Genomic DNA, 9,947 nt, shown 5'->3' with positions numbered 1-9,947 from the left:
TATCTGGGGTATTTAGTATGCTTTTATTTAATATTAATTATCGCAAATACTAGGCTAGGTCACTGTCAATTCTCATACTAGGCTTGTTTTGGTTTCGTAAGTTAGGGTCTTATTATTTTATTTTGGGACACGTTTTAGCCATGTTTTAGCTGGCGAGGGCGAAAACCGGTTGCGAGTAACACGATGCCATAAACCAGTGCACCACCTGCGCACATGATGAGCAGAGCAATAATACGTTGCCATTGGGCATTATCGGTTGGGAAATATGGCAGCATGATATAAAGTGCGGCGGTCATAGCGCTGGTAGCAGCTGCAAATTGGACAAACAGCTTTTTCCAATGACTGCCAAATCGGAAGATTTCACGTTTTTGTAAGAAGTAATATAGCAAGCCTGCGTTTACAAAGGCAGCACCTGTTGTCGCTAATGCTAAACCACCATGTAACGGCATGTCGAAAAAGTAAAATATGCCAATGAAAATTACACTAAAAATCATATTGGCAAAGACAGAAATAATACCGATTTTGACAGGAGTTTTGGTATCTTGACGGGCAAAAAATGCCGGTGCAAAGATTTTAATCAACATAAATCCTAAGATACCACCCGCCATACTGCGTAATGCCAAAGCACTCATCTGAGAGTCAAGTAAGGTGAATTCGCCGCGCAAAAACAATGCCTGCATTAATACGTCTGCCAGTATAAATAGGGCAGCGGATGCCGGGACGCCAACCAAAACAATTAGCCGAGCTGCCCAGTCGATGGTTTTTTTGAAGTTAACATCGTCTTTCTGCGCTTCACTTTTTGACAAGCTTGGTAGAATTACCGTACCGATAGCAACCCCGATAAGTCCTAGCGGCAACTCGCTCATGCGCTCAGCAGCATACAGCCAAGAAACCGAGCCACCAATCATCAAAGAGGCAAATACCGTGTTGAGCAGTAGATTGATCTGAGTGACCGATACGCCGAAGATGGCTGGTAGCATCAGCTTCAAAATACGTTGGACACCTTCATGACCAAAATCAACCTTTGGTGCGACGAGTAGTTTTTGTTGCCATAGCTGTGGCAACTGTATTAAAAACTGTAGCAAGCCTGCGATAGCGACTGCATAACCAAGCGCCATGATTGGTGTATCAAACATAGGAGCGAAAATAAGCGCGCTACCAATCATACATAAATTTAACAACACAGGTGCAAAGGCGGGTGCAGCAAAGCGTCCATAGCTTTGTAAAATACCACCTGCAAAAGCAGTCATAGAAATAAATAGCAGGTAAGGGAAGGTAAGGCGCAATAACTCAGCAGTGATAGCAAATTTATCTGGCTGATCAGCGAAACCTGGCGCAAACAAAGTCACGACCCAAGGTGCAATCAAGATGACAACCAGTGTTAGCATAGATAGCACCAGCAGCAGAGCGCCTGAGGTGCGACTGACCAAAATCTGTACCTGTTGTAAACTGTATTTTTCTTTATATTCAGACAGCACTGGGACGAATGCTTGGCTAAATGCGCCTTCCGCAAACAACCGCCGTAAAAAGTTAGGTATCTTAAAGGCGACTAAAAAAGCATCCATCAGACCGCCAGCACCGAAGACGCCTAGCAATACGATATCACGTACCAGACCTAACACACGCGAAAGCATGGTCATGCTACTGACGACCATAGTAGAACGAAATAACCGACTTTTTGCCATGAGAACCTATTGTGCTAAGTTGTTTGCTGAATGACTAGCGTAAAAAAACTGACAAATTATAGCACTTTCATGGCGGAGATGAATGAATTGAGTGTGGAAATGATGAATGCGAACAGTTGCTACTGCTGACCCAGTTTCTCAGATAGCAGTCCACGAAACCTTGCCCATTCAAAATGATCGCCAGGGTCTGTCTTACGTCCTGGAGCGATATCACTGTGACCCGTCAAATGCCGGCGTGTATTAGGATAAGCGTCATATATAGCGACGACCACTTGTGCGAGTGTGTCGTACTGAGCTGGAGTGAAAGCCGTAAAATCTGACCCTTCAAGCTCGATGCCAATGCTATAATCATTACATTCGGGTCGTCCCAAATAACTGGAGCGACCAGCATGCCAAGCGCGTTCGTCAAAGTTCACAAATTGAGTCACCGTACCATCGCGCTCGATGAAGAGGTGCGCTGAAACTTCCATTCCCTTAATTGTCTGAAAATAAGGGTAAGCTTCCCAGTCTAATTGATTGGTAAATAAAGCCTTAACGTAATGGAAGCCATTAGCATCAGACGCGCCAAAGTCATCGGGTGGCAAACTAATATTATGGATGACGATAGTATCGACAGTTGTATTGTCAGGTCGTTGATTGCAATTTGGTGACGCCAGCCACGTAGCGGCGGATAATAAGCCATCGTTGACAGTCATTGACGATAATGTGGGCATAATACTCTCTTTGTGTAATAGTACTAGTAAGGGCGTGTTTTCAAATCAAACGATAACGCTCGAAATGGACTGAAAATAGCTAAATTTTTATAAAGCAAGCGTGTATAACCAACTATCTATAAAACACAACGTGCGGGATTTATCTCATGTCTCTAAAGCCGACCACAGCTTTGATGGATTTTAGCTTAATTAACAAACGCCAGCGAGCTTGTTTGTCACTGGCTGTTGTAGGGTTGCTATTGTCTGCACCAGTGCAAGCCGTTATCCCGACGCCAGAATCACTGGTGACCACGGGTGAATTAGCATTCGAGCCCTCACCAGCTGCTGCTGAAAGTCTGACTGAAATGCCGATTGTGAGTGCGTCGTCAGGTGAGCAGGCTAAAAGCATACCAAATGTTGATGTTGATGATAAGCAAAACAAACAAGCTGAAGCGTTATTAGCTGAATGGCGGTATCAGGTAAAAGAAGACCATCTAGCTCAGCATTTGACGTGGCGACGGTTGTTATATTTTTTAGATGACAAAACGTCACTATTCAATAAAGATGTGTCCAAGAGTTTAATTGATGATCCAACGTTTTTTCTCAGTGACAGCAGCCAACAAAATAGCCAACAAAATAGTCAACGGGATGGTCAACAAGATGCCAGTGCTGAAATGGACGCTATGCTCGTGGCCTTGTCTGAGGAAGTTGCCGCTAGTCAAGGCATGAACTCACATGGCGCTAATTTACATAGCAGCAGCTCACATAGCAAAACATCTGCTAATAATTCAGTTATTTGTCGGTTTCCAGCACGAACGCATTGGCTTGCCGGGATTTTAGGTATCGACAGTCATCACTTGCAAGCGGATTGTCCGGCGTTTGATGATTGGATGACCATGCTAGCACCTGAGCAACTATCGGTTATGTTTGCCGAGGAATACTTGGACAGTCCAACCTCCGCTTTTGCTCATACTTTGCTGCGTATTGATTCAAAAGCCAGTGTCGCAGACCCTAGCCAAATCCATCATGCTTATGCATTAAATGATACTGTCGATGGCAATCCTGATGATGCATTTGCAATTTATGCGCTCAAATCGACTATAGGTGCTTATAGCAATGTCATTGAGATTGATCCTTATCCGATGAAGCTGGCTAAGTACCTAAAAGACGATGAGCGTGATGCATGGACTTATCAGCTGGATCTGACACCCGAAGAAACAAAGCAAATTATCCGGCACGTATGGGAAACCAAAGACTTAGATATTCCGTATTATTTCTCCACGGACAATTGCGCCTCTGAAATATTGCGGCTGATTGACGTGGTACGCTTTGAGCAGAATCTGCGTGCTCAATTGCCATATGCTGTGGTACCTTCGGATGTGATTAATCTGCTAGACAACGAAGGCTTGCTATTAGATGCCCGTTATACGCCATCTGATAGTACCGTACGTCAGGCGCAGTCTAATAAAGCAAAAACAGCAACAGATTTTGGCTACCGAGCGTCAACTAAGAACGCTGCTAGAAATATTAACTCAACAGAGTATAACCTGATGTCAAGCATGTCTGATGATTTAGAAACAGTCATAAATCATGGCATTGTTGCGTCGGACAACAACCCTGTCGACCGTCACCCTTTGCAAATGGCTCAGGTAAGTATTGGTCAGCGTGGTGATAATAGTTATATTGATTTGGGCTTACGTTCAGGGTTTCATGACACGCTTGATCGTACATCAGGGTTTCCGCAGTTCTTTAGTTTAGAGGCGTTAGACGCTAGGTTACGCTTTTATGATACTGATGGTGACGACGACGAACTCGATAGTTTGGTGCTTGAGAATTTTACGGTCGTGCGTGGACGTTCATTTAACCCGATTAATACCGACAGCCGTGGTAAGACGTGGGGCGCCAGTATCGAGGCAACACGAGTAAACGATGGCTCGCAAGAGTCCGGCCGTGATCATCTGGTTGGCAGTGTGGGCTATGAGTCGGGCTGGTCGTGGGCGTTTGGCACGCCCAGACCGGGCACTGGTGAGATGCCGCCACAGCTTTGCTATACTTTGCTATCGGGGCAAGCTCAAGCAGGGCGTGGAATCAGTAAAGGCTTTCGCGTCGGTGCAGGCGTGAATATGGGCTGCCGCTATCAGATTAACAATCAGTTACGAGCGCAAGCCCAATTGCAATTGCCGTATTGGTATCATGGCGGAAGCGGTGAGTCCAATGTTCACGGTCATTATTGGCAGCCAATCTCGACGTTAGGGTTGCAATACGACATTGACAAAAAACAAGCATTAAGAATCAATAGTAGCTACGAATGGCAAAACCGTATCGATACCAATAACGACGTGCAACTGTCATACCGGCGTTATTTTTAGCAGATCTATGCCTCAGTACTCTTTAAAAGATCAGTACTTTTCAAAACAGCCATGTCTAATAAAGGATGCCGTATGAGCACGCAAAAAATATTGATTATCGGGCAGGGTGGCATCGGCTTACCAGTCACCAATAGACTTGCCGAAGATGGTCTGTCGGTTACTGGTCTAGCCCGTCGCCAGCGTACGCACTACGACTTAGACGATAATGTGGCCTTCATGCAAGCTGATGCGTTGACACTGACGGCTGATCAGTTACGAGGTTTTACCCAAATCGCGATCATCATCACGCCTGATGAGTACTCAGCCAGTGGTTATCAGAACAGTTATTTAGCGATTGGCGAGCATTTAGCAAGTCTAGCGGACCACCTTAAAGACTTGTCGCGCTTGGTTTTTATCTCGTCAACAGGGGTGTATGGGCAGGACAATGGTGATTGGATTGATGAATCTACCGCAGAGGCCATACCTAGTCGCGAAGCGTCAAAGGTAATACTGCAAGCAGAGCAAGCGCTGCGACAGGATTTTGGCGATAAATTAGTAATCATTCGGCCGAGTGGCATTTATGGGCGCAATCGTTTGATGCGCCTGCGCAAAGCCCGCGAACCACAAAAAAAGCCAGTGGCAGCCGAGCATTGGAGCAATCGCATAATGGATCGTGATTTGGTCAACATTATCGTCAATGTATTGACGATAGAAGTAGCAAAGCCGCTTTATATCGCGACTGACTACTCACCAGTCACGACTTTAGAGCTGGGTGCTTGGTTGAGTGAGCAAGTTGGTGCAGAAGCTCCCGTCGTTGACGATAAAAAACGGAGCGTCACAGGAAAGCGTTTGCACAGCAATATTCCGTTAGCGTGGCTAGACTACCCTGACTGGCAAGCAGGTTATCGTGATATCTTACGTCATTTAGAGTAAAATAACAGGATAAGCGGACTGGCTTTATTTGCGTTATATTTATTATTTAGGGAGATTTCATGACCCAGCCTTCTACTTCTGATAATCGCATACCGAGTGCTGAACTGACGGCAGTAGGCGATAAGCTTGCAGAAGGTCATAGTGATACGGCGACTACCTTTCCTAACAGCGAGCGACCTGCAATTGTTCATCCCAACTTTGATCCTAGCCAATCGCCAATTGATCCGGCTCGACCTTTGAGTGATATTCCAGAACCAGCTCGGCAGTTAAGCGGTCAATTGCGCCGGCTCTATGGTAGCTCTGCGCGGTTTTATCAACCCGACGAAGACGGATTATCGAAATGGGATCTGATTGCTTCAGAAGCATTGGCTGAGTATGTGTCATTACTCAATGCCGCACAGCTTGTCGAGTTTCCTGATAGCTTTTACCAGAATAACAGCGACCAGCGATTATTATCATCGCTAAGCAACCTGACGTTATTAGATATGGCAGATATTCAGCAAGCGATTCGTGCTTATCCAAATCTGAGCCGTTATGGATTTTTGATTGCTGATGACTCAGAAGACCCCAGTGTCAAAGATAAATCGTCGGCACCATCATTACGGACATTGACCAAGCAATACAACCCCGATGAGTTGCTTAACAGCCTCTATGCTGACGACTGGCAAGTGATTTTGCAGCCGCAGCAGTTTGAGACAGGTGAGGGTAGTTTGGCTACCGACATCATGGCATGTAGTGTGGCGGTTCATGCTCTAGATCAGTGTGGTACACGAAAAACCATCAATCAAAGCTATAGCGCGGCGCAAATCTGTCAGCACTTAAGAAGTTATTTGCTTAGTCAGATCGCTTGTGAGCCAGCAGAGCGGCATGCTTATCGCCAAATACGTTTGTTTGCAGGTCATATCATCGTGGCGGCTTATCACTTAGGTTGGGATATACAGGTAGGTGATGACGGTGAGTGTTATTTTAACCTTTCGTCGCGCAATGGTTTATTAACCCGCTATCCTAATATGCAAGATTATGAAGTCAATGGTTGGTCAAGCTAACCAATAATGCGTACAATAATGCAGTTTTTTAGCCCTTTTTTTAGCCAATAGGAATGTCATAATGCATAACGCTCAACCTGTCCAAAGCCCATTATTTTCATCTCATCAATTTATTCAACTGGCTTTAGACAATCAAGTTCTAAAATTTGGTGAGTTTGTGCTCAAGTCTGGTCGTATCAGTCCGTACTTTTTCAATGCTGGCTTGCTCGCGACAGGTGAGATGTTGTCGTTGTTAGCACGTGGTTATGCTGATGCTTTGGCTGAGCAAATAACCGATGACGAGCAAGAGCTGGTAATCTTCGGCGCAGCGTACAAAGGTATTCCATTCGTGGCAGCAACTGCGCAGGCGTTATGGCAGCATCATGGCATCAATGCCAAATGGGGTTATAACCGCAAAGAGGCCAAAACTCATGGCGAAGGTGGTAACTTGGTGGGCGCTGATGTCAGTGGCAAAGCTGTTTGGGTACTCGATGACGTGATTACCGCTGGTACAGCGATGCGTGAAGTGGTCGATATTTTAGGGCAGGCGGGTGCAAGCGTTGCAGGTATTATCGTTGCGCTTGATCGTAAAGAAAAAGGGCAAGCTGAGCACTCGGCTATTCAAGAGCTAGCAGCGACGCTAGCGGTGCCAGTACGTGCGCTCGTTGATATCGATGATTTAATCAGTTATTTAGCAGACGATCAAAGCGAATATAGAGACGACACTCAGCTTGCAAAAATGCAGCATTACCGCGAGAAATACGGCGTATAATTTATCGCAGTCATTACTATGCTGTAATACAGAGGCATAATCTAAGCATGTCGTTCCTGTCTGTCGGATATATTCAAAATATAACGTAAGTGAGCCTTATCATGAGCCAAAAAAGCCCAGAAAACGCATTAAAAATACTCGTCATCATGGATCCTATCGAGCGAGTCAATTATAAAAAAGACACCAGCTTGGCAATGATGTGGGCTGCTCAGGATCGAGGTCATAGCCTAGGCTACTGTCAGATTCATGACTTGTGGCTAGATCGTGGACAGTTGATGGTCGACACGCAGCCGGTGACTGTCACTCGTGATCCTGAAGATTTCTATACATTAGGAGAGCAGACGACAGCACCAGTTGGTGATTATGATGTGATTTTGATGCGCAAAGATCCACCGTTTGACATGCGCTTTATTTATGCGACTTATATGTTGGACCATGCGAAGTCAGAGGGTGTGTTGGTGGTGAATGATCCGCAAGCGATTCGGGATTGTAACGAGAAGTTGTTTGCGACTTGGTTTAGCGATTATATGAGCCCAACACTGGTAACGAGCAAGCAAGCGCATATTCGTCAATTCATCACTGAACAGCAGGATGTCATCGTCAAGCCGCTAGACGGTATGGGCGGTACCGGTATATTCCGTCTGACTGCAGATAGCCCAAATATCGGTGTGACATTAGAAGTCTTGACGGAACTTGAGACGTTACCGATTATGGCGCAGCGCTATTTGCCAGAGATTGCCGATGGTGATAAACGTGTATTGATTGTCGACGGGGTAGTAGTCGATTACAGCCTCGCTCGTATCCCAACCAAAGGCGAGACTCGAGGAAACCTAGCTGCTGGTGGTAGTGGCGTGGCAATGTCGCTTACTGATGTCGAACGTCAAGTAGCAGAAGTCGTGGCGCCAATTGTCAAAGAAAAAGGCTTAATGTTCGTCGGCTTAGACTTAATCGGCGGGCGTATCACTGAGATCAATGTCACCAGCCCGACTTGCGTACGTGAGATTGATGATCAGTGTGGTACAGATATTGCGACAGACCTTATCATTGCTATTGAGAATAAGCTGGCGATTTGAAGACACGCCTTAGTGTCAATTGTTGCAAATATCGCAAAGTGATATGCACAATATTCAAAAATGCTTATACTAAGATACAGTAAGCAAACTGGCATGCAAGTGCTCGTTGATTATACGTAAAGCACTACATATCTACCGTAAATTTACACTATACTGTGCAAGCTTCACATCGTTGTTATCGATAGATGATGAAATGGTGATAGGGCAACAGGCCCTTCATATAAATAAAAAAAGATAGGCAGAGGTTCATGAAAAAACCGCATGTATTAATGATGGCTGCTGGTACGGGTGGGCATGTGTTTCCAGCGTTGGCAGTGGCTGAAGAATTAACTCAGCGCGGTGCGGTTGTTCACTGGTTGGGAACACCAAATGGTATGGAAAATGGTTTGGTAGCACCGACGGGCTATCAGTTCCATGCTATCGATATGCAAGGGCTACGAGGTAAGGGTGTGGGGCGTTTATTGAAACTGCCAGTAACCTTGCTATCCGCGACGATGGCTGCTGTTAAGGTGATTCGTAGCAATCAAATTGATATGGTGATTGGTTTTGGTGGTTATGTTACGGCGCCTGGTGGTATTGCAGCACGTTTGACCAGTACGCCACTGATTATTCACGAACAAAACGCCATTGCAGGGATGAGTAATCGTTATTTGTCTAAGATTGCGACAAAGATATTACAAGCGTTTGAGCACACTTTTGCGAACAGTGAGCAGGATGCAAAACTTGAAACAGTGGGCAATCCAGTGCGTAATGCCATCACAGGTGTCGCTGAGCCGACGGTACGTTATGATGTCGGGAGCACCGCACCGCTTAAATTGCTAGTGGTGGGTGGTTCACTGGGTGCTCAAGTACTAAATGAGACGATACCAAAAGCATTGGCACTGCTAGACCAATCTTTTGAGGTGCGTCATCAGTGTGGACGTAATAATGATGACGCCACAAAGGCTGCTTATGCGAGCGAGGATTTAAGCAACCATGAGTTCACGGTCCAGCCATTCATCGATGACATGGCTGCTGCTTATAACTGGGCAGATATTGTTGTTTGCCGAGCAGGTGCTTTAACAGTCACTGAAATTCAAAACGTCGGTATTGCTGCGATTTTTGTGCCATTGCCACATGCTGTTGATGATCACCAGACGGCTAATGCTCGCACCTTGACCTCGCATGATGCTGCAACGTTATTACCGCAGTCTGAATTGACAGCCGAGCGCCTGAGCGATGAGCTTAAGTTATTAGATCGTGCGACCTGTCTAGCTATGGCAAAAAAAGGTCATGCCCTTGCCAATCGGAATGCTAGTCAACAAGTTGCTGATATTATTTGGCAAACATTGTAGTCTTTATTCTGACTTGCAATTATCTTTATCAGCCGTCTTATTATTATATTAATATTTATTAGTTTTATCAGAAAGAGAATCTCTT

The 9,947-nt window shown here is 45.5% G+C and carries 8 protein-coding genes; 6 read left to right on the top strand and 2 right to left on the bottom strand.

The features are described from left to right. Positions 1 to 134: 134 nt before the first annotated feature. Together murJ and ampD are read right to left on the bottom strand one after the other, a co-directional pair. On the bottom strand, positions 135 to 1,685 hold the full coding sequence (murJ, locus tag L0J61_RS05945; protein WP_301465416.1) for a murein biosynthesis integral membrane protein MurJ: 1,551 nt from the start codon (positions 1,683 to 1,685) through the stop codon (positions 135 to 137). A gap of 119 nt (positions 1,686 to 1,804) precedes the next feature. Then, positions 1,805 to 2,398, bottom strand: coding sequence for a 1,6-anhydro-N-acetylmuramyl-L-alanine amidase AmpD (gene ampD, locus L0J61_RS05940; protein ID WP_301465415.1), 594 nt, complete (start codon positions 2,396 to 2,398; stop codon positions 1,805 to 1,807). A gap of 146 nt (positions 2,399 to 2,544) precedes the next feature. Here ampD and L0J61_RS05935 point away from each other — a divergent pair, with 146 nt between their 5' ends. The 6 genes from L0J61_RS05935 to murG all read left to right on the top strand — a co-directional run bounded on the left by L0J61_RS05935 (position 2,545) and on the right by murG (position 9,862). Next, complete coding sequence (locus L0J61_RS05935) at positions 2,545 to 4,746, top strand: DUF4105 domain-containing protein (protein WP_301465414.1); 2,202 nt, start codon at positions 2,545 to 2,547, stop codon at positions 4,744 to 4,746. A gap of 72 nt (positions 4,747 to 4,818) precedes the next feature. Continuing rightward, positions 4,819 to 5,658: an NAD-dependent epimerase/dehydratase family protein gene (locus L0J61_RS05930; RefSeq protein WP_301465413.1), complete on the top strand. Its 840-nt coding sequence runs from the start codon at positions 4,819 to 4,821 to the stop codon at positions 5,656 to 5,658. A 59-nt stretch (positions 5,659 to 5,717) separates the two neighbouring features. After that, positions 5,718 to 6,704 (top strand): hypothetical protein, encoded by a 987-nt coding sequence (locus L0J61_RS05925; RefSeq protein WP_301465412.1) that lies wholly within the window; start codon positions 5,718 to 5,720, stop codon positions 6,702 to 6,704. Positions 6,705 to 6,765: 61 nt separating this feature from the next. Beyond that, complete coding sequence (gene pyrE, locus L0J61_RS05920) at positions 6,766 to 7,455, top strand: orotate phosphoribosyltransferase (RefSeq protein WP_301465411.1); 690 nt, start codon at positions 6,766 to 6,768, stop codon at positions 7,453 to 7,455. 101 nt (positions 7,456 to 7,556) lie between these two features. Beyond that, positions 7,557 to 8,528: a glutathione synthase gene (gene gshB / locus L0J61_RS05915; RefSeq protein WP_301465410.1), complete on the top strand. Its 972-nt coding sequence runs from the start codon at positions 7,557 to 7,559 to the stop codon at positions 8,526 to 8,528. 248 nt (positions 8,529 to 8,776) lie between these two features. Then, complete coding sequence (murG, locus tag L0J61_RS05910) at positions 8,777 to 9,862, top strand: undecaprenyldiphospho-muramoylpentapeptide beta-N-acetylglucosaminyltransferase (RefSeq protein WP_301465409.1); 1,086 nt, start codon at positions 8,777 to 8,779, stop codon at positions 9,860 to 9,862. The last annotated feature ends 85 nt before the right edge of the window (positions 9,863 to 9,947 follow it).

This window comes from Psychrobacter sp., assembly GCF_030457785.1.
Classification (GTDB): domain Bacteria; phylum Pseudomonadota; class Gammaproteobacteria; order Pseudomonadales; family Moraxellaceae; genus Psychrobacter.
This window is presented reverse-complemented; position numbering and strand designations above follow the sequence as displayed.

What these genes read in the sequence shown, in the direction of transcription:
- murJ (WP_301465416.1), bottom strand. Translation starts at nt 1,685, where the DNA reads ATGGCAAAAAGTCGGTTATTTCGTTCTACTATGGTCGTCAGTAGCATG.
- ampD (WP_301465415.1), bottom strand. Translation starts at nt 2,398, where the DNA reads ATGCCCACATTATCGTCAATGACTGTCAACGATGGCTTATTATCCGCC.
- L0J61_RS05935 (WP_301465414.1), top strand. Translation starts at nt 2,545, where the DNA reads ATGTCTCTAAAGCCGACCACAGCTTTGATGGATTTTAGCTTAATTAAC.
- L0J61_RS05930 (WP_301465413.1), top strand. Translation starts at nt 4,819, where the DNA reads ATGAGCACGCAAAAAATATTGATTATCGGGCAGGGTGGCATCGGCTTA.
- L0J61_RS05925 (WP_301465412.1), top strand. Translation starts at nt 5,718, where the DNA reads ATGACCCAGCCTTCTACTTCTGATAATCGCATACCGAGTGCTGAACTG.
- pyrE (WP_301465411.1), top strand. Translation starts at nt 6,766, where the DNA reads ATGCATAACGCTCAACCTGTCCAAAGCCCATTATTTTCATCTCATCAA.
- gshB (WP_301465410.1), top strand. Translation starts at nt 7,557, where the DNA reads ATGAGCCAAAAAAGCCCAGAAAACGCATTAAAAATACTCGTCATCATG.
- murG (WP_301465409.1), top strand. Translation starts at nt 8,777, where the DNA reads ATGAAAAAACCGCATGTATTAATGATGGCTGCTGGTACGGGTGGGCAT.